Origin of the sequence: Bradyrhizobium sp. NAS96.2 (assembly GCF_001908235.1) — a bacterium.
GTDB lineage: Bacteria > Pseudomonadota > Alphaproteobacteria > Rhizobiales > Xanthobacteraceae > Bradyrhizobium.
In genome coordinates this window covers 1-18,067 of record NZ_LGHK01000176.1, presented here as the reverse complement: position 1 = coordinate 18,067, position 18,067 = coordinate 1, and the positions used below count along the sequence as shown (strand labels likewise).

The window sequence follows — 18,067 nt, the reverse complement described above, 5'->3', positions numbered from 1 at the left end:
CGCGCGCAGCGCAAGTAGAGGGCCGCGCGCAGCGCAAGTAGAGGGCCGCGCGCAGCGAAAATAACGGAGCGCTCGCTGCGGAAGCGCTCGCGCGGGCGAGGCCAAAGGCCGCGCGCGCCGTCACATTCGTGTCATCCCTTTTAAATTGTATAGATTGTGTGAACTAACCCATGATCGTGGGCAGGCGCGATCGTCTATCTCTTCATCCCGAACCTGTTGCCGCACAGCACATTTTCGGAGGAACCAGATGATTGATCTGACCAAGCATGATTTCACGTCATTGTCGGTGAAGGATCTGCTCGATGCCCGTGAGGCCTATCATGTGCATCTGGCCCATCTGCAATCGGTCTACGCCACGGCGATCGGCCGCTATCTGATCCGCGACAGCGACCGCAACGCGACGGAACGGCGGCACCACTCCAAGCCGCAGGCACTCGGACCGCGCACGCTGTTCAATTCGTCGGTCAAGGACTGGTCGTGGCCCTGCATCCTCGTCTTCGTCCGCGACTGGATGAAGCGCTCCGAGCTGAAGAACCATCCGGAGAAGCAGGACCAGCTGGTGCCTCCGTTCCTGTATCTGCCGGATGGCCGCGTCGTGCCCACCTGCGTCGTCAAGGTCGATCCGAACGAGGGCAGCCCCGGCGTCGTCGACCCGCCGGTGTTCAAGAGCGACCTGGTTGGCGGCGGCTTCCCGGTCCAGACCATGATCCAGGGCAAGATCCATCGCGGCTCGATCGGCTGTCTCGTCACCAATGGCGAGACCGTGTTCGCACTCTCCAACCGTCACGTGGTCGGCGCGGCCGGACGCGAGATCTTCGCCGGCTTCAAGAACACCGACCGCCGTCTCGGCGTCAGCGATGCGCTGCAACTCGGCAAGCGCGCTTTCAGCGACGTCTATCCCGGCTGGCCCGGCTCGCGCGTGGTGGCCAATCTCGATGCCGGATTGATCCGCGTCGACGACGTCAAGGGCTGGACCGCGCAGATCTACGGCGTCGGCCAGGTCGGCGACGTCGTCGATCTCAATGTCGGCACCTTCCGCCTCGAGATCATCAACCAGCCGCTGATCGCCTTTGGTGCGACCAGCGGATTGATGAAGGGCAAGATCATCGGCCTGTTTTATCGCTACAAGACCGTCGGCGGCATGGAATATGTCAGCGATTTCGTGATCGGTCCGCGCGACGGTGACACGCCGCTCAACAACTATCCCGGCGACTCCGGCACGGTCTGGTTTCTCGACGATCCGGATGCGCCGAAGAATGCCAGCGGCGCACGCATCCTCAGCCCTCTGGCGCTCGAATGGGGCGGCCAGGAATTGTTCGGGTCAGGCGGCAAGGTTCCGATGCAGGTCGCGCTCGGCATCTGCATGGCGACGCTGTGCCGCGAGCTCGATGTCGAGCTGATCGGCGACTGGAACGCCGGCCATACCGAGTATTGGGGCGAATGGGGACACGTCAAGATCGGCGCCTACGCGACCGGCCTGATCGATGCGAAGCTGCCCAAGCTCTCGGCCATGATGGATGCCAATTCCGACAATATCGGCCTCGACGACAAGCTGCTAGCCGACCTCAAACCGTATCAGCACGGCACCTTCGCGCCGCTGGCCGACGTCGCGGACCTGGTCTGGCGCTTCACCCGGCACACCGACGAAAGCAACCATTTCGCCGACATGGACAAGCCGGGCAGGGACGGCAAGACGCTGCTGGATCTTTGCGCGGAGTCCGCGCGCAACGTCGACCCAAAGGTCTGGAACGACTATTACGACGGGATCGGCGAGGACCGGCGTGGCGCGCTGCCGTTCCGGGTCTGGCAGATCTTCGACGAGATGGTCGAATACGCCGCCGCCAACAAGAAGCTGGAGTTCGTCTGCGCCGCGGGCATCGTCGCGCATTACATCGGCGATGCCTGCCAGCCGCTGCACATCTCGCAATTCCATCATGGCCTCGATCCGAACGACAAGAAGCACGCCAAGGTGCACAGCGTGTACGAGACCACGATGATCGGCCGCCACGGCAAGGATCTCATCAAGATGATCCCTGACGCGAAGACCAGCGACGTCGCGGAGATTGCGCCGGCTGCAACGCCGACCGGTCGCGATGCCGCCGTCGCCGTGGTCGCGCTGATGCAGCGAACCGTGAAGCGGCTGCCGCCGATGACGATCGTCAATCTGTTCAACTCGCACATGGGGAGCGGCCAGGTCGACGTGATGTGGTCGAAGCTGAAGGATGCCACGGCGGCCTGCATGCAGGACGGCGCCAAGACGCTTGCGAGAGTCTGGGAAGCGGCCTGGCGCGCCGGTGCGGGCGAAGATCGCGGGCAGGGCGGCAAGTTCGATCAGGGCAGCCTGAGCAAGCTCTACAACGATCCGAGCTTCCTGCCGGCGTATCCGCTCCAGCAGCTCACGCTGGATGCCAACGACCACATCGTGCCGGTCGGTGGAGGCGGAGCACGGCGTCGGAGTGCGCCAATTGCACGCCGCGCGCGCCCGCCGGCCGTGAAGAAGGCGGCGAAGAAGCCAGCCAAGAATACGGCCAAGGCTACGGCGAGGAGAGCGCCCAAGAAGGTGGTGGCGAAGGCCGTGGCGCGCAAGCGTCCGGCCGCGGCCGCTCCGGTCCGCCGCGCCGCCGCCAGCAAGAAGACCGCAACCAAGCGCGGCGCGGCCAGGAAGCGGCCGCTCGCAAAAACGCGTAAGGCGGCGCGCAAGCGCTAGACAACAAGGCCGCCTTCGGCGGCCGTTCTCTAGAACGCCGAAGCAGAGCTTCGGCTATAACGCATCGTTAGATGCGTGCCGGGTGAGCGGACTCTCCGCGCACTCAACTTTCACAGTGCGCGTGGAGACCTATCTGGACGCGCCGGAGTTTTCAAAATTTGTTGCAGACGATAGCGCGCGCTTGATCGCGGCGGTGAAGAAGATCGGCAAGGTCGAATAGGGAACTCAGGCCTGTTCGCCTTCACATTTAGTTGTCTGCAACGTCGTTCCTTGCAACGATCCTTGGCCGCATTCATTTGCCAGCCTGAAGCAAATCGCCGCGCGGAACTCGCGCGTGCGCGGATCAATCACGTCGAACGAGGGCACTGGGCATGAAGACGCAGCGGATTGTCCTGAGCGTAGCGATCGCGATCGGCGGCCTCGCCGCCGCAACGCCTGCGTTGTCGCAGGAATATCGCGGAACCTGGGAACAGCAGATGGCGTGCACGCCGGATGTGTGGCGGCTCTGTGGCGATCAGATTCCCGACACCAACCGGATCGTCGCCTGCCTGCGGCAGAACACGCCGCAACTCTCCAGCGGCTGTCGTGCCGTATTCGAGTCCAATGCAAGCACGCAGCAGCCGCAAACCCAGGGGCGCGCGCCGCAGCACCCGCAGGTGCAGCAACGGCCGCGCGCGCCACAGCCGATCCAACCGGCCCCGGTCGCGCCGCCGCGGCCAGACGATGATGAGGATTAGAGCGTTTTCGAGCGAAGTGGACGCTGGTTCGCGTAAAGAAAACGCGTCAAACAAGAATCCTTAGGGCCTGACTTCGCAGACGTCGACCCATTCGGCCGCGGTCAGCTCCGCCATCCTGTCGGGCGTGATGCGCACCGCGCTGTGGGTCGAGCCCGCGGCCGGCACCACGACGTCGAATGCCCTGAGCGAGACATCGCAATAGACCGGCAGCGGCGTCTTCAGACCGAACGGGCAGACGCCGCCGACCTCATGGCCGGTGATGTCGGCGACCTCGTCGAGGCCGAGCATCTTCGGCTTGCCGCCGAACGCCGCCTTCACTTTCTTGTTGTCCATCCGCGACGTTCCGGCGGCGACGATCAGCACCACGCGGTCGCCGACCCGCAGGCTCAGCGTCTTGGCAATCCGCGCCGGCTCGACGCCATAGGCCTCCGCCGCCAGCACGACGGTTGCGGAGCTCACAGCCGATTCGATCACGGTGATTTCGGGCGCCTTCTCGGCGAAGAAGGCGCGGACGGACTCGATGCTCATGAAGTTCAGGACCTTGCAGACACCAAAGCAGGAAGCTCGGAGAGACCGTGGATCCGGTGATCGGGCACGACGCCGAGCTCGTCCATCTGGGTACGCAGAGCCTTGAACATCGTCAATGGGGCGACCGTCTCGCTCTCGACGCAGACCAGCGCCATCGCTTCCGGCGTCACCCGCTCGATCCAGGCGACACTGAGTCCAAACGCCTTGGCGCCGCAGGCGTCCCATGGATTGGAGGAGATGAACAGCACCTCCGCCGGCGGTACGTTCAGCATCTCTTCGATCAGCGCGTAGGCTTCCGGCGCCGGCTTGAACACCTTGTGGGCATCGACGCTGATAGTCGCATCGAGCAGGCGGTCGAGCCCCGAATTGCGCACCAGCGCGTTCAGCATGTCAGGGCTGCCGTTGGAGAGGATCGCGAGCTTCTTGTCGTTCATCGCCTCCAGCGCGGCGACGGCATCCGGATACAGCGCAAGATGCTGATACTTGTCGATGATGCGGGCGAAGGTCGCGTCGTCATATTGCAGGCCGAGGCAGCGCAGCGTGTAGGCGAGGGAGTCGCGGGTTGCGACGGCGAAATCCTGGTAGCGCCGCATCAGCGTGCGCAGCCATGAATATTCGAGCTGCTTGATGCGCCAGATCTGCGTGATGATGTCGCCGTAGCCGGGGAATGCATCCTCGGTGACATCGGCCACCGACTGCACGTCGTAGAGCGTGCCATAGGCGTCGAAGACGATTGCTTTGATTGTCATTGTGGTCTCTCTTGCCCGCCGATCGTCGCATACAGGAATTTCCGCAAGGCGTCGATGGACTGATCCCGGGCCGCGGCGTTGAACTCGAGGCGATGACCGAGCTGTTGCGCCGGTGTGCTGTAATGCGGCACGTCGAAACCATGATAGGCGCCGGGATAGACGATCAGTTCGATCGGATACCCCGTGTTTCGCTGCCGTGAGATGCCGTCGCTGTCGCGGCCCTCGGCCAGGTTGCGGCATTCCCCCGCCGGCGTCCAGTCGTCGAGCTCGCCGATCATGATCAGCGTCGGCACCGTCATGTCGCCCTTGATGCTGAGGCAAGGCGGATAGAACGCGGCGGCCGCACGGAATTTCTCCGCCGCGTTGCGTTCGATCGCGCCGCGCTCGACCGAGAACAGAGCGAGCCAGGCGCCTTGCGAGAATCCGACCACCGCGACGCGGTGTGGGTCGACCGCCGATTGCCGTGTGAGGAAACTCAGCGCACGATAGGCGTCATGAACGGTCGCGGCCGGTGCTCCGCCCGTGCAGGCGCTGGCGATGCCGCGCGGCCCGAACCGGTCGACCGTGAGCGTGACGTAACCCCAGGCTGCCAGCCGCCGGCCCCAGCGCTCGTCGAGTTGCTTGAAAAAGCCGCTGCAGCCGTGCAGCAGCACCACGGCGGGCGAAGGGCCCGCTCCATCCGGCAATCGCAGATAGCCTTGCAGCGGTTGCGCAGTCGCAAGTGGGCTTTCGATTTCGACAAGGGCCGGGGGCTGCTCGGCGGCCGCGCAGCCCGGCCCTGCGCTTCCGATCAGGAGCGCTGTGAGGAATGCGGCAAGTCCAGGGAAGCTGGTCATGAACCACCTCCGAAGCTTGCCGCCGATGATACTCCGTTAGATTCCCAAAATCTTCCGCGCGTTGGCCTTCAAAACTTTCGGCCGGATCTCCTCGCGGATGTCGAGCTTGGCAAAATCGGCGAGCCAGCGATCCGGCGTGATCACCGGCCAGTCGGAGCCGAACAGCATCTTGTCCTGCAGGATCGAGTTGATGTAGCGCACCAGGATCGGCGGGAAATATTTCGGCGACCAGCCGGAGAGGTCGATATAGACGTTCGGCTTGTGGGTCGCGACCGACAGCGCCTCTTCCTGCCAGGGGAAGGAGGGATGCGCGAGGATGATCTTGAGGTCGGGGAAATCGGCCGCGACGTCGTCCATGTACATCGGGTTGGAATATTTCAGCCGCATCCCCATGCCGCCCGGCATGCCCGAGCCGACGCCGGTCTGGCCGGTATGAAACAGCGCGATCGCGCCGCCGTCATTGATCGCCTCATAGAGCGGATAGGCCATGCGGTCGTTGGCGTAGAAGCCCTGCATGGTCGGGTGGAATTTGAAGCCGCGGACGCCGTAGTCCTCGATCAGCCTGCGCGCCTCACGGACGCCGAGCTTGCCCTTGTGCGGGTCGATCGAGACGAACGGGATCAGGACGTCGAGATGATCGGATGCGACCTCGAGCATTTCGAGATTGTTGTAGCGGCGGAAGCCGGTCTCGCGTTCGGCATCGACCGGGAAGATCACCGCGGCGATGTTCTTGGCGCGGTAGTAGGCCGCGGTCTCCGGCACGGTGGGCGGATGCTTGTGCGGCGACTTGAAATAGTCGGCCATCTGCGCCTGGAAATCGTCATAGCCGTCGTCGCCATGCATGCCGCACGGCTCCTCGGCATGGGTGTGGATGTCGATCGCTGTGACTTTCTCGATGTCAGGCAGTTTGAGCTTGGGCATTCGGCTTCCCCGGCGGCGCGTTTGTTGGTGATGGAAAATAATTATATGATATAACGATTTTCGCAAGCGGTCTGGTTGATTGGCGGGCGGTTGCGGACTGATCCCGGCTCGGCCGGGAAAGTCCGTAAGGATGGGTCCGGGCCGGCCCGCAAGCACGATTCGCCTGTCTTGCAGCCGCGGTCAGGGTAAGCCGGCGGGATGGGCCGCGGCGCGACAATCGTTGCGGCCGCCGTTTCCGAAGCGATCTCAATGGTATGGCCGAGTGGCGGACGTGGGGTCCAGGCCGGGATAGGGCCGAAAATCGGCCCGTCTCGGTTGACATTTAACGGTCCGATGGCTTAGAACCCGGCCGTCCCGCGCGGCAGGCCGCTTGTCGGGATAAATCCCATTTGGCCAACAATTGGCTTGCCCGGATATTGGCTTGCCCAACTATTGGCGTTGATCAGGTACGGCCTCCAACACGGGCCTTTCGAAGTAACAGGATTGTCCCATGAAGGTCCGTAACTCGCTGAAGTCGCTGCGTGGCCGCCATCGCAACAACCGTCTGGTCCGCCGCAAGGGCCGCGTCTACGTGATCAACAAGGTCCAGCGTCGCTTCAAGGCGCGCCAGGGTTGATCCGAGCGGTCGATCCCGCGCGGATCGCCGGCTGATTCCAATATCCTTCACAGGTCTTTGACGCCGCGCTGCTTTGCAGTGCGGCTTTGTGCGTCTAGACTTCGGCCATGGGATTAAACTTCTTTGGCCCGACCAACCGCCGGCTGGCGATCCTGATCGCCGTGCTTCTGGCCATGCCCGTCGCGGCCGTCGCGCAGGACGATCCGCGGGTGATCCCGCCGCCGAAGGCCCAGAAGAAACTGCCGGAAGCGCCGACCAAACTGCCCAAGGTTCCAGCCGACCGCACCCGCGGGCTGGATTTTCTGTTCGGCGCGCTGAAGGCCGCGCCCGATGAGGACAGCGCTCGCCACGTCGAGGCGCGGATCTGGGCGCTGTGGCTGCAAACCCCGAGCGATACCGCCGCGCTGCTGATGGTGCGCGCCAAGGCTGCGCTCGACGCCCAGAATGTCGATGTCGCGCTGAAGCTGCTGGATGCGGTGATCAAGCTCCGGCCCGACTATGTCGAGGCCTGGAACCGGCGTGCGACGATCTACTACCTGAAGAACGACTACGTCCGTTCGCTGGGAGATCTGCAGCAGGTGCTGACCCGCGAGCCCCGCCATTTCGGCGCGCTGGCGGGTGTCGGCATGATCATGCAGGACATGGGCGACGACAAGCGCGCGCTCGACGCCTTCCGCAAGGCGTTGGCTGTCGACCCCTACCTCGAGAAGGTGCCGCAGATCGTCAAGCAGCTGACCGAGAAGGTCGAAGGCCGCGACATCTGATTTGCCTACGATTGATCGCGATCGCGGTCCGATGGACGCGATGGGCACGTTAGCGCGAGCTTGATGCTTGCTCGCGATACGGTCCGGCGCAGGAGACTAGTGCAGGAACTTGCCGCGGGACGCGTTGTCCTGGGCTATGGCAGCGTAGAATTGCTGAAGCTCCGCCTCCAGATGCTCATTCACGAGCAACAACGCCTTCAGGGCGCCGCGCAGGTCGCCATTGCAGCTCGCCACGATCTGGTCGATGGCCGCATCGCTAGGGTCGGAAATCATGGTACTCCTCCGATTACTTCCCGTTGAACTCGTCGTGCGGACGCGGGTTCCTGTGGATACAGTGTATAAGCCTAGAAGCACCCAGGTAGCGTCCCGGTCTGGATGAAGCCTCGCGTCTGATGGCGAAATTGCCACCTTCAATCTATGAAATTACTAATGACGCAGGTATGAACCCGCTATCCACAGGCTGGGCGCATTGTGGACAACTCTGTGCCCCGGCCGAGCCCGGAAAATCGACATTGGCTTTCCGAACCAGAGTGGGCCCGGGCAGGGCCCAAATCCGATACCCGGCGAAACCTGATTTCGGCTACTCCGTAATTTCGGGGTGCCCAAGACCCTTCGGATACCCAACTCCCTTCAGGCACCCAACAGGCACCGGACCCTCTCGATGCTGACCGCGATCATCGTGCTGGCGGCCGTCGGGCTGGCGCTGGCCTCGGTGCTGGCCCTGGCGACGCAAATCGGCGTGGCGCTGATCCAGCGCGCCTTTCCGCCGCAGGGCCGCATGGTCGATGTGGCCGGCGCGCAGCCGCATGTGGTCGAACTCGGACCGCGCGATGATGCCGCGGGGCCGCCGGTCGTGATGCTGCATGGCGCAAGCTCCAATCTCCGTGCGATGCAGCCGCTCGGCGAGCGCATCGCCAGGACGCGCCGGGTGATCCTGATCGACCGGCCGGGGCATGGCTGGAGCACGCGCGAGCACGTCGCGGATTCGACGCCTGCGGTCCAGGGCCGGATGATCGTGGAGGCGCTGACCAAGATTGGTGTCGACCGCGCGATCGTGGTGGCGCATTCCTGGGCCGGCGCGCTCGCGCTCCGCATTGCGCTCGATCATCCGAAGCGCGTTGCGGGCCTCGTGCTGCTCGCCCCGGTCGCCTATCCCTGGCGGGGCGGCGCGGGCCGCTACAACGACGTGATCTCGACGCCGCTGATCGGACCGTTGCTTGCGCACACGATCACGCTGCCGCTCGGCCTCCTCGTCGCCAATTTGGGCGCGAGCGGAGTGTTCGCGCCGCAGCCGATGCCTGACGATTTCGTCCGTGACAGCGCCACATTGCTCCTGCTGCGCCCGCGCGAGTTCATCGCCAACGCGCGCGACCTCGTCACCTTGAAGGCCGCCGTGGTCGAGCAGGCGCCGCGCTATGCGGAGATTAAAGCGCCAGTCAGCATCATTTCGGGCGACGTCGACAAGACGGTCACGACCGGAATCCATTCGCGGTTGCTCGCAGCCACAGTGCCACAGGCAAAGCTGATCGTGCTGCCCGACGTCGGCCACATGGTGCAGTACGCCGCGCCCGATCTCGTGACGTCGGAGATCGAGGCGATGGCCGGCCGCATGACGCGGCCGATGGTGACGGCGCCATAGTTGCCGCGCAGTCGCCGCGTGAATGTGATCCGGCAAGACTTGCGCCGCCGCGCGGCGCCGAACATCATGTCACGCGCGGTTTTCCGATTTCATCAAAGGACGTCTCTCATGCGGATCGACAACATCGCCGACCTCATCGCCGAAACCCTTGCCCAGGCCGGCGTGAAGCGCATCTACGGTGTCGTCGGCGACAGTCTCAACGGCTTGACCGAGGCTCTGCGCAAGCGCGGCACGATCGACTGGCTGCATGTGCGCCACGAGGAGGTGGCGGCGTTCGCCGCCGCCGCCGATTCCCAGATCACAGGAGATCTTGCGGTATGCGCGGGCTCCTGCGGCCCGGGCAATCTGCATCTCATCAACGGCCTGTTCGACGCGCATCGCAGCCGCACGCCGGTGCTGGCGATCGCGGCGCAGATCCCGTCGGCCGAGATCGGCGGCGGCTATTTCCAGGAGACCCATCCGCAGGACCTGTTCCGCGAATGCAGCCATTATTGCGAACTGGTGTCGGACCCGGCGCAGCTGCCCTACATGCTGGAGAACGCGATCCGCGCCGCGATCGGCAAGCGCGGCGTCGCCGTGCTGGTGCTGCCGGGCGACGTCGCGATGCGGCCGGCGCCGAAGCGCGACATCGCGCCGAACGCAGGTCTGCTGCCGCCCGTGCCGGTGGTGCGTCCGGCCGATGCCGAGCTGAACGCGCTGGCCGGGCTGCTTAATAGCGCAAGGCGCGTCACGCTGTTCTGCGGCCGTGGCTGCGCCGGTGCGCATGACGGCTTGCTCAAGCTTGCCGAGACTTTGAAGAGCCCGATCGTGCACGCGCTTGGCGGCAAGGAATATGTCGAATACGACAACCCTTACGACGTCGGCATGACCGGCTTCATCGGCTTCTCCTCCGGCTATGCCGCGATGCATGGCTGCGACGTGTTGCTGATGCTGGGCACCGATTTTCCCTACAAGCAGTTCTTCCCGACCGGCATCAGCATCGCCCAGGTCGATATCCGCCCGGAAAATCTCGGCCGCCGCTGCAAGCTCGATCTCGGCATCGTCGGCGACGTCGGCGAGACCATCGCCGCGCTGCTGCCGAAGCTCAACCCGAAGACCGACCGCAAATTTCTCGACGCCAGCCTTGCGCATTACAAGGACGCCCGCGCCGGGCTCGATGATCTCGCCCGCGGCAAGCCGGGCCAAAAGCCGATCCATCCGCAATATCTGGCGCGCCTGCTCAGCGAGCAGGCCAGCGAGGATGCGGTATTCACCGCCGACGTCGGTACGCCGACGATCTGGGCCGCGCGTTATCTGAAAATGAACGGCCGCCGCCGGCTCGTCGGCTCCTGGGTCCATGGCTCGATGGCCAATGCGATGGCGCATGCGATCGGCGCGCAGGCGGCGCAGCCGGGACGGCAGGTGGTGTCGATGTCCGGCGACGGTGGCTTTGCGATGCTGATGGGCGATCTGATCACGCTGACCCAAGCCAAGCTGCCGGTGAAGGTCGTGATCTTCAACAACAGCGTGCTCGGCTTCGTTGCGCTGGAGATGAAGGCCGCCGGCTTCACCGAGACCGGGGTCGATCTGAAGAATCCGGATTTCGCGGCGATGGCCCGCGCCATGGGCATTCACGGCGTCAGGGTGGAGGATCCCGGCGAGCTCGAGGGTGCGATCCGCGACGTGCTTGCGCACGACGGCCCGGCCGTGCTCGATGTCGTCACCGCGACGCAGGAATTGTCGATGCCGCCGACCATTACGCTGGAGCAGGTGAAGGGCTTCAGCCTGTGGGTGCTGCGTGCCGTGATGAGCGGCCGCGGCGACGAGGTGGTCGATCTCGCCAGGACCAATCTGTTGCCGCGTTAAACGCAACAAAAACGTCCGCCCTGGCTGGTGCACAGGGCGGACGCCGTCCGATACCGCCGATTACTGCTTCTGCTTGCCGTCCTTGTCGAAGGACGAGATGTAGGCCCAAACGTTCTGGGCTTCGGTCTCGTTCTTGATGCCGGCGAAGGCCATCTTGGTGCCGGGGATCTTGGCCTTCGGATCCTTGATGTATTCGAGGAACTGTTCCTTGTTCCAGGTGATGCCGGAATTCTTGTTGGCATCGGAATAATTGTAGTCCGGCGCGGTGCCGGAATGGCGGCCGTCGAGGCCGTTGAGCTCGGGGCCGACCTTGTTCTTGGCGCCTTCGCCGATTGCGTGGCAGGCGAGGCATTTGTTGAACGAGGTCTTGCCGGCGGCGGCATCCTGCGCCAGCGCGGAGGATGCTGTGGCCAGCGATGTGACGACCGCCAGCGCGCTCAAGGTCTTTAGGTTCATGGGGTTCTCTTCGTTTCGTCCCGGGGGGGTAGTGATCTTTTGTGGCATGTCCGGCTTGGACAGGACAAGCCACGAAACTTTGACAGGTTTCATGGCCGCCCGCTTGTCCGAGAGAGAACTCGTCATTGCCGGGCAGGGCAATCCGACCTTCGGCCGGCTGGTTGAAACAGGGCGACTGAAACAGGTGCAGACCTGATTGATTTGTCGTAACAAATCGGCAAAGGGCAAAAGCCCGCCGAGGGAACAGCAATGTCCATCATGATGCCGGCGGCCGACCAGGCCGTGCTTGCCCGCCGCGCCGAAATCGTGGCCGCCTTGCGTGCCATCGTCCCGGGCGAGGGCGTGATCGACAGCGCCGCCGAGATGCTGGCCTATGAATCCGACGGCCTGACCGCCTATCGGCAGCCGCCGATGGTCGTGGTGCTGCCCGATACCACCGAACAGGTCGCAAAGGTCCTCAGATACTGCCAGGGGCAGGGCATCAAGGTGGTGCCGCGCGGCTCCGGCACCTCGCTGTCCGGCGGCGCGCTGCCGCTCGCCGACGGCGTGCTGCTGGGCCTCGGCAAGTTCAAGCGGATTCGCGAGATTGACTTCGACAACCGCGTCGTTGTCACCGAGCCCGGCGTCACCAACCTTGCGATCAGCCAGGCGGTCGCGCATGCCGGCTTCTATTACGCGCCCGATCCGTCGTCGCAGATCGCCTGCTCGATCGGCGGCAATGTCGCGGAGAATTCCGGCGGCGTGCACTGCCTGAAATACGGCATGACCACCAACAACGTGCTGGGCTGCGAGATCGTGCTGATGTCGGGCGAGATCCTGCGCATCGGCGGCAAGTCGGCCGAGAACGCCGGCTACGATCTGATGGGCATCATCACCGGCTCGGAGGGCCTGCTCGGCGTCATCACCGAGATCACGGTGCGCATCCTGCAGAAGCCGGAAACGGCGCGCGCGCTGATGGTCGGCTTCGCCGAGGTCGAGGCCGCCGGCGAATGCGTGGCGCGGATCATCGGCGCCGGCATCATCCCGGGCGGCATGGAGATGATGGACAAGCCCGCGATCCACGCCGCGGAGGCCTTCGTTCATGCAGGCTACCCGCTCGACGTCGAGGCGCTGTTGATCATCGAGCTCGACGGTCCCCAGATCGAGGTCGACGAGCTGATCACGCGGGTCGAGAGCATCGCCAAGGGCTGCGGCTCAGTGACGCTGCAGATCTCCAACTCGGAGGCCGAGCGCAATCTGTTCTGGGCCGGCCGCAAGGCCGCATTCCCCGCGGTCGGACGTATCTCGCCGGACTATCTCTGCATGGACGGTACCATCCCGCGCGGCGCGCTGCCGAAGGCGCTGGCGCGGATCCGCGACCTCTCGGAGAAATATGGCCTCGGCGTCGCCAATGTGTTCCACGCCGGCGACGGCAATCTGCACCCGCTGATCCTCTACGATGCCAACAATCCGGGCGAGATCGAGAAAGCCGAGGCGTTCGGCGCCGACATCCTGCGCTGCTGCGTCGAGCTCGGCGGCGTGCTCACCGGCGAGCACGGCGTCGGCATCGAGAAGCGCGACCTGATGCCGGAGATGTTCACCGAGATCGACCTCAACCAGCAGCAGCGGCTGAAATGCGCCTTCGACGCCGAGGGCCTGCTCAATCCCGGCAAGGTGTTTCCGACGCTGCATCGCTGCGCCGAGCTCGGCCGCGTCCATGTCCACGCCGGCAAGCTGGCCTTCCCGGATATCCCGCGGTTCTAGGGCGTGGCTGCGGAAGCGCCGGCTTCCGGGCAAAAGGGGAAATCGCGGCGTGCCGCCATCGCTAGTTCGACAGATAGTCGATGCGATAGACGTAGTTCGATCCTCGTCCGATTTCCGCCCGCACATAGGGATTGAATTTGAGGCGCTCGTAGACCGGCGTTGTGACCTTCACGGTCTGGTTCGCAATATCGACGACGTATTGCGATCGACGCGATTGAACTCGCGGGTTTTGTGCGCGGCCCTCGAGCACAAGGGGAGCGTGGAAAAAATCCTGATACAGGATTCCGAGATTGAAGAAGGCGATGAGTACGGCCACCGGCGACAACAAACATGCCCTGATGTCGAACGGCCCGGTCAGCAGTCGCTTCAGACATGCTGCCGCCCCGAGGATGCCGAACAGCACACCGAATACATAAAAATCCAGAACTGCGACGATCGAGCTCGCGGGGTCGACGACCCATAGGCCGAAATAGAGAAAGACCGTCACCAGCGCTGCCGTCACGAAGTAGCGCAACAGAACGGGGTCCCTGGTCACCGCCAGCAGGACTGCAAAAAGCGCGACCATGGGCCAAAAGGCCGCTGCGAGGAATTCCGCGAATGTCATCGCTGGAGTTCTGTGACGGCAGACGACAAGAATCCATTAAGAGGCAGCACACCCTGTAGGGTCCGTCGACCCGAAAGTACGGTCGATACAATTCGACCGATCATGCTAGCCATCCGATAACCTTAACCGACGCTTGCCGCGACGGCCTCGGCCGGCGGTCAGGCCACCGTCGCGTGTCGCCGCAATTGCAGAGGGCACCGTTTACACGGCCTTCAGCTGTTCCCCGGTATTTTTCCAGGATGCATGTCTTCGGAAGCACATCGATGCCCAGCCTGGCCGATCAGCTGGCGCTTTCGCGCAATCGGCCCGCAGGTTTCGACTACATGCGGATCGCGCTGGCGACGACGATCATCTGCCTGCACGGCGCGAACGTGACGCTCGGGCTCGGCCGAGCGCTGGAGATCCAGAGCACGCTTCGCATCGGCATCGCGATGATCCTGGCGCTGTTCTTCTCCCTGAGCGGCTTTCTGGTGACGGCGAGCCTGCAGCGCTGCAAGAGCCTGATTTCCTTCCTCGGCCTGCGCGTGCTTCGGATCGGGCCCGCGCTCGCGGTCGAGACGACGCTGTCGGCCATCATCATCGGTTCGCTCTTCACCGAACTGCCGTTGGCGCAGTATGTCGCCGACCCGAAATTCCAGGCCTATTTTCTCAATATCGTCGGCGACATCCATTACGAGCTGCCCGGCGTATTCCTGCACAATCCGTTGCCGGACGTGGTGAATGCCCAGCTCTGGACGGTGCCGTATGAGTTGTGGTGCTACGTCGTGCTGGCGCTGCTTGCGGTGACCACGATCTGCTTCAACAGGGTGGCCTATCTTGTGTTCCTGGTGGTCGTTCAGGTCGCGCTGGTGAGCTACGACATCTACCGCTGGGACGAGGTGCCGATCCAGCTTCGCCCGCATCTTCTGGTGTTCTGCTTCCTTGCCGGCGTCGGCTTCTACCTCTGGCGCGACAAGGTGCCGTTCAACCGCACCGTCTGCCTGCTGGCGCTGGTGGCCTGTGCCGCCGGCATGGCCACGGGACGCGGCGACGCGCTGGCGCCGGTGCCGGCCGCCTATGTCGCATGCTATCTCGGCCTGATGAATCCACGGCGGAGTTGGATCGTCTCGTCAGGCGATTACTCCTACGGGCTCTATCTCTATGGCTTCGTCATCCAGCAATGCGTTGCTTCGTTCGGCCCGCCGGTCCAGCACTGGTATCTGAACATCCTGATCAGCCTGCCGCTCGCCTTCGGCGTCGCCGTCGCGTCCTGGCATCTCGTCGAGAAGCACGCGCTTCGGCTCCGGGGTCAGGTCGAGACGTTCGAGGCCGCGGTGCTGTCGCGGATTGCGATCGTCGGCTTCTGGCGCAAGCCGCCCGAGCGGGTCGAGCTGCACGCAAGGCTCGGTAACAGCGCGTCGATCTGACCTGCCGCCCGCGGGAAGGAAGAGCCCCGGTTCTGATTGAATCAGAACCGAGGCTCCAGCTTCTTGTCTTGACGCGTTTTCTTCACGCGAACCGGGGCCACTTCGCTCGAAAACGCTCTGCTATCCTCCCCGCGGCGCCACAGCTCACAGCAGCGCGTATTGCGTCCGCTCGCGCTTGGCGAGCAGCGGCAGCGCCTGCTCCGCGATGTAGGTCTTGAAATAGGCGCTCTCCGCATGCGCCTTGAACGCCGCTTCGTCCTGGAACAATTCGTAGAACAGGAACTGCGCCGGATTGTCCTTGCCGCGGCCGATCAGGAACAGCTTGGTGCCGGGGTCCTTCTGCGCCTCGGGCAGGAAGCTGTCGAGGATTTCCGCGACCTTGTCGGCCTGGCCTTCCCTGGCTTCCCATTGCGCGACGACCAGAAGGCCTGACGTGTTGATCGCATCGCTGATGGTTCTCGTGCTCATCGCATAGTGCTTCATTGGTAGTCCTCCGTTGCTTTGCTCCGATCGAGCTTGCGATCCGGCCCAGGGCGTGACGCCGGCGATCGTCATGATCGCTGCGAACGAGCCGATGGCCGATCGTCGGGTGAGCATCATCGTCGTGGTGGTATCTTCCGAACGTTTCATGATCGCCTCCAGATGATTTGCGCCAACCGTCGTGCCGGCCGAACCGCGAGGCGAGAGATAGTGGATCGTGCTGCGAACTCGGTTAGGTGGCGATCGAAGTGTCGATGTCGTGAACATTTCGATCATGATCGAAGCGTTGCGGCAGCGCGACGTGCGACAAATGGATGACTTCGACCGACGCCGGAGCTGGCCATGCAGACCATCGCCCCCGAGCTTGCGGAACTCGCCGCCCTGATCGCCGATCCCGGCCGCGCCGGCATCCTGTCGCGCCTGATGGACGGACGCGCGCAGACTGCGAGCGAGCTGGCGCGGGTCGCGGGCGTCACGCCGCAGACCGCGAGCTGGCATCTGGCGCGGCTGGTCGAGCGTGCGCTGCTCAAGGTCGAGCGGCGCGGTCCGCGCCGCCTCTACCGGCTGGCCACCCCGCTGGTTGCGCAGATGCTCGAGGGGATGATGACGGTCGCGGCGATCGATCCGCAGCCGTCCCGCCCGCACCCGTGGATCGATGCGGAGATGCGCCGCGCCCGGACCTGCTACGACCACCTTGCCGGCGAGCTCGGCGTCGCCGTCACCGACGCAATGCGGGAACACGGCCACCTCCATTTGGATCCGGAGGCCGGCGAGCTGACCGCGTCGGGCCGCGCATTTCTCCGTGATCTCGGCATCGACCTGCGATCGCCCGCGCGAAGCCGGCGGCTGTTGTGCCGGCCCTGCCTCGACTGGAGCGAGCGGCGTCCGCATCTGGCCGGGCGGGCGGGGGCCGCGGTCGCCGACCTCGCGTTGCAGCGCGACTGGATCCGGCGCCGGCCGCAGGGCCGTTCCGTCGAGATCACCGAGGCCGGGCTTGTCGCATTCAGAGGCCTGTTCGGCGCGCGCATTTGATTTCGGAGCCGAATTTCGATACCGCCTAGCGGGTGGAAACGCTCAAAGTCAGAGACATCAAGGATGTCGAAGAGGTGGTGCGCGCGGCGGTCGCCAGCGAGCAGCCGCTCGAGGTCATCGGTCATGGATCGAAGCGCGCCATCGGCCATCCGATGCCGACCAACGCGGTGCTCGACGTCTCGGTGCTGAACGCCGTCAGCGCCTATGAGCCCAACGAGCTGATCATCACCGTCGAGGCCGGCGCGCCGCTCGCCGACGTGCAATCCCTGATCGATGCCAAGAACCAGCAATTCGCCTTCGAGCCGATGGACATTTCGGTGCTGCTCGGCGCCGCGGGAGCCGGCACGATCGGCGGCATGATCGGCGCCGGCCTTGCCGGTCCGCGCCGCATCAAGGCCGGCGGCATCAGGGATCATCTGCTCGGGGCACACGCGGTGTCCGGGTTCGGCGACAGCTTCAAGACCGGCGGACGGGTGGTGAAGAACGTCACCGGCTACGACCTCTGCAAGCTGCTCACCGGGTCCTGGGGCACGCTCGCGGTCATGACCGAGGTGACGCTCAAGGTCATGCCGAAGCCGGAAGCGGAACGCACGCTGGTGCTGCGCTCCCTCGACGACGTCACGGCCAACAAGGCGATGACGGCGGCGCTGGGGTCGCCCTTCGACGTCTCGGGCGCGGCGCACCTGCCCGGCTCAGTGCTGCGGTCCGGGACCGGGGCGCTCGCCGGCCTCGCAGCCTCCGGCCAGCCGGTCACGCTGGTGCGGCTCGAGGGGATTTCGGCATCGGCGGCACACCGGGCCGCCTCGCTGAGCCAGACACTCTCATCCTATGGAACGGTCGACAGCCTCGCGGACGACGCCTCGGTTGCGATCTGGAGCGCGCTGCGCGACGTGGTGCCGTTCGCGGCAAACGGTGCGCTCGGGGCGTGGCCGGTGTGGCGCATCGTTTGCCCGCCGGCCTCAGGCGGCGCGCTGGGCCAGGCGCTGGCGCGCTCGACCGGCGGC

At 64.6% G+C, this 18,067-nt stretch carries 19 protein-coding genes; 11 read left to right on the top strand and 8 right to left on the bottom strand.

From position 1 onward, the window contains the following. The first annotated feature begins 247 nt into the window (after positions 1–247). The 3 genes from AC628_RS44375 (at position 248) to AC628_RS31320 (ending at position 3,444) form a co-directional block, all read left to right on the top strand. A complete protein-coding gene (locus AC628_RS44375; protein ID WP_074130636.1) occupies positions 248–2,707 on the top strand; it encodes a Nal1-like putative serine protease in 2,460 nt (819 codons plus the stop codon). An 82-nt stretch (positions 2,708–2,789) separates the two neighbouring features. Further along, positions 2,790–2,927 (top strand): hypothetical protein, encoded by a 138-nt coding sequence (locus AC628_RS44370; protein WP_168193486.1) that lies wholly within the window; start codon positions 2,790–2,792, stop codon positions 2,925–2,927. A 151-nt stretch (positions 2,928–3,078) separates the two neighbouring features. Further along, a complete protein-coding gene (locus AC628_RS31320; RefSeq protein ID WP_074130635.1) occupies positions 3,079–3,444 on the top strand; it encodes a hypothetical protein in 366 nt (121 codons plus the stop codon). A 60-nt stretch (positions 3,445–3,504) separates the two neighbouring features. On the opposite strand, the gene AC628_RS31315 is transcribed toward AC628_RS31320, so the two are convergent. From AC628_RS31315 to AC628_RS31300, 4 genes are read right to left on the bottom strand one after another with little or no spacing between them, the layout of a single operon-like run. After that, complete coding sequence (locus AC628_RS31315) at positions 3,505–3,972, bottom strand: YbaK/EbsC family protein (RefSeq protein ID WP_074130634.1); 468 nt, start codon at positions 3,970–3,972, stop codon at positions 3,505–3,507. A 5-nt stretch (positions 3,973–3,977) separates the two neighbouring features. Beyond that, on the bottom strand, positions 3,978–4,721 hold the full coding sequence (locus AC628_RS31310) for a haloacid dehalogenase type II (RefSeq protein WP_074130633.1): 744 nt from the start codon (positions 4,719–4,721) through the stop codon (positions 3,978–3,980). Continuing rightward, positions 4,718–5,557 carry a dienelactone hydrolase family protein gene (locus tag AC628_RS31305; RefSeq protein WP_074130632.1) on the bottom strand — a complete coding sequence of 280 codons (840 nt, stop codon included), beginning with the start codon at positions 5,555–5,557 and terminating at the stop codon, positions 4,718–4,720. The genes AC628_RS31310 and AC628_RS31305 overlap by 4 nt, the downstream gene beginning before the upstream one ends. Positions 5,558–5,593: 36 nt before the next feature. Beyond that, the gene (locus tag AC628_RS31300) at positions 5,594–6,478 is read right to left on the bottom strand and encodes an amidohydrolase family protein (protein WP_050628510.1); all 885 of its coding nucleotides are present in this window, start codon (positions 6,476–6,478) and stop codon (positions 5,594–5,596) included. Positions 6,479–6,968: 490 nt separating this feature from the next. Here AC628_RS31300 and ykgO point away from each other — a divergent pair, with 490 nt between their 5' ends. Continuing rightward, the gene (gene ykgO, locus AC628_RS31295; RefSeq protein WP_002718645.1) at positions 6,969–7,094 is read left to right on the top strand and encodes a type B 50S ribosomal protein L36; all 126 of its coding nucleotides are present in this window, start codon (positions 6,969–6,971) and stop codon (positions 7,092–7,094) included. Positions 7,095–7,201: 107 nt separating this feature from the next. Next, on the top strand, positions 7,202–7,858 hold the full coding sequence (locus AC628_RS31290) for a tetratricopeptide repeat protein (RefSeq protein WP_074130631.1): 657 nt from the start codon (positions 7,202–7,204) through the stop codon (positions 7,856–7,858). Between the two features lie 96 nt (positions 7,859–7,954). Here the strand turns inward: AC628_RS31290 and AC628_RS44365 are convergent, their stop codons facing one another. Next, the gene (locus tag AC628_RS44365; RefSeq protein WP_167529057.1) at positions 7,955–8,131 is read right to left on the bottom strand and encodes a hypothetical protein; all 177 of its coding nucleotides are present in this window, start codon (positions 8,129–8,131) and stop codon (positions 7,955–7,957) included. Positions 8,132–8,519: 388 nt separating this feature from the next. On the opposite strand from AC628_RS44365, the gene AC628_RS31285 reads away from it, so the two are divergent. Together AC628_RS31285 and poxB are read left to right on the top strand one after the other, a co-directional pair. Next, positions 8,520–9,497: an alpha/beta fold hydrolase gene (locus tag AC628_RS31285; protein WP_143201899.1), complete on the top strand. Its 978-nt coding sequence runs from the start codon at positions 8,520–8,522 to the stop codon at positions 9,495–9,497. A 108-nt stretch (positions 9,498–9,605) separates the two neighbouring features. Continuing rightward, on the top strand, positions 9,606–11,342 hold the full coding sequence (gene poxB, locus AC628_RS31280) for a ubiquinone-dependent pyruvate dehydrogenase (protein WP_074130630.1): 1,737 nt from the start codon (positions 9,606–9,608) through the stop codon (positions 11,340–11,342). A gap of 60 nt (positions 11,343–11,402) precedes the next feature. On the opposite strand, the gene cycA is transcribed toward poxB, so the two are convergent. Then, on the bottom strand, positions 11,403–11,798 hold the full coding sequence (cycA, locus tag AC628_RS31275) for a cytochrome c-550 CycA (protein ID WP_050422821.1): 396 nt from the start codon (positions 11,796–11,798) through the stop codon (positions 11,403–11,405). A 249-nt stretch (positions 11,799–12,047) separates the two neighbouring features. Between cycA and AC628_RS31265 the strand changes: the two genes are divergently transcribed. Continuing rightward, the gene (locus tag AC628_RS31265) at positions 12,048–13,541 is read left to right on the top strand and encodes an FAD-linked oxidase C-terminal domain-containing protein (RefSeq protein ID WP_074130628.1); all 1,494 of its coding nucleotides are present in this window, start codon (positions 12,048–12,050) and stop codon (positions 13,539–13,541) included. Between the two features lie 61 nt (positions 13,542–13,602). Here the strand turns inward: AC628_RS31265 and AC628_RS31260 are convergent, their stop codons facing one another. Continuing rightward, positions 13,603–14,106, bottom strand: a complete 504-nt coding sequence (locus AC628_RS31260; RefSeq protein ID WP_143201898.1) for a hypothetical protein — start codon at positions 14,104–14,106, stop codon at positions 13,603–13,605. Positions 14,107–14,408: 302 nt separating this feature from the next. Between AC628_RS31260 and AC628_RS31255 the strand changes: the two genes are divergently transcribed. Further along, positions 14,409–15,551: an acyltransferase family protein gene (locus AC628_RS31255; protein ID WP_245321419.1), complete on the top strand. Its 1,143-nt coding sequence runs from the start codon at positions 14,409–14,411 to the stop codon at positions 15,549–15,551. Between the two features lie 144 nt (positions 15,552–15,695). On the opposite strand, the gene AC628_RS31250 is transcribed toward AC628_RS31255, so the two are convergent. Then, positions 15,696–16,181: a putative quinol monooxygenase gene (locus AC628_RS31250; RefSeq protein WP_245321418.1), complete on the bottom strand. Its 486-nt coding sequence runs from the start codon at positions 16,179–16,181 to the stop codon at positions 15,696–15,698. A 192-nt stretch (positions 16,182–16,373) separates the two neighbouring features. Between AC628_RS31250 and AC628_RS31245 the strand changes: the two genes are divergently transcribed. Further along, positions 16,374–17,063 (top strand): ArsR/SmtB family transcription factor, encoded by a 690-nt coding sequence (locus AC628_RS31245; protein WP_074130624.1) that lies wholly within the window; start codon positions 16,374–16,376, stop codon positions 17,061–17,063. A 32-nt stretch (positions 17,064–17,095) separates the two neighbouring features. Further along, a partial coding sequence (locus tag AC628_RS31240; protein WP_074130623.1) for an FAD-binding protein occupies positions 17,096–18,067 on the top strand: 972 nt, incomplete at its 3' end.

Excerpts from the sequence above, each read along its gene's own strand:
- AC628_RS44375 (WP_074130636.1), top strand. The coding sequence starts at position 248 with ATGATTGATCTGACCAAGCATGATTTCACGTCATTGTCGGTGAAGGAT.
- AC628_RS31320 (WP_074130635.1), top strand. The coding sequence starts at position 3,079 with ATGAAGACGCAGCGGATTGTCCTGAGCGTAGCGATCGCGATCGGCGGC.
- AC628_RS31315 (WP_074130634.1), bottom strand. The coding sequence starts at position 3,972 with ATGAGCATCGAGTCCGTCCGCGCCTTCTTCGCCGAGAAGGCGCCCGAA.
- AC628_RS31310 (WP_074130633.1), bottom strand. The coding sequence starts at position 4,721 with ATGACAATCAAAGCAATCGTCTTCGACGCCTATGGCACGCTCTACGAC.
- AC628_RS31305 (WP_074130632.1), bottom strand. The coding sequence starts at position 5,557 with ATGACCAGCTTCCCTGGACTTGCCGCATTCCTCACAGCGCTCCTGATC.
- AC628_RS31300 (WP_050628510.1), bottom strand. The coding sequence starts at position 6,478 with ATGCCCAAGCTCAAACTGCCTGACATCGAGAAAGTCACAGCGATCGAC.
- ykgO (WP_002718645.1), top strand. The coding sequence starts at position 6,969 with ATGAAGGTCCGTAACTCGCTGAAGTCGCTGCGTGGCCGCCATCGCAAC.
- AC628_RS31290 (WP_074130631.1), top strand. The coding sequence starts at position 7,202 with ATGGGATTAAACTTCTTTGGCCCGACCAACCGCCGGCTGGCGATCCTG.
- AC628_RS44365 (WP_167529057.1), bottom strand. The coding sequence starts at position 8,131 with ATGATTTCCGACCCTAGCGATGCGGCCATCGACCAGATCGTGGCGAGC.
- AC628_RS31285 (WP_143201899.1), top strand. The coding sequence starts at position 8,520 with ATGCTGACCGCGATCATCGTGCTGGCGGCCGTCGGGCTGGCGCTGGCC.
- poxB (WP_074130630.1), top strand. The coding sequence starts at position 9,606 with ATGCGGATCGACAACATCGCCGACCTCATCGCCGAAACCCTTGCCCAG.
- cycA (WP_050422821.1), bottom strand. The coding sequence starts at position 11,798 with ATGAACCTAAAGACCTTGAGCGCGCTGGCGGTCGTCACATCGCTGGCC.
- AC628_RS31265 (WP_074130628.1), top strand. The coding sequence starts at position 12,048 with ATGTCCATCATGATGCCGGCGGCCGACCAGGCCGTGCTTGCCCGCCGC.
- AC628_RS31260 (WP_143201898.1), bottom strand. The coding sequence starts at position 14,106 with ATGGTCGCGCTTTTTGCAGTCCTGCTGGCGGTGACCAGGGACCCCGTT.
- AC628_RS31255 (WP_245321419.1), top strand. The coding sequence starts at position 14,409 with ATGCCCAGCCTGGCCGATCAGCTGGCGCTTTCGCGCAATCGGCCCGCA.
- AC628_RS31250 (WP_245321418.1), bottom strand. The coding sequence starts at position 16,181 with ATGAAACGTTCGGAAGATACCACCACGACGATGATGCTCACCCGACGA.
- AC628_RS31245 (WP_074130624.1), top strand. The coding sequence starts at position 16,374 with ATGCAGACCATCGCCCCCGAGCTTGCGGAACTCGCCGCCCTGATCGCC.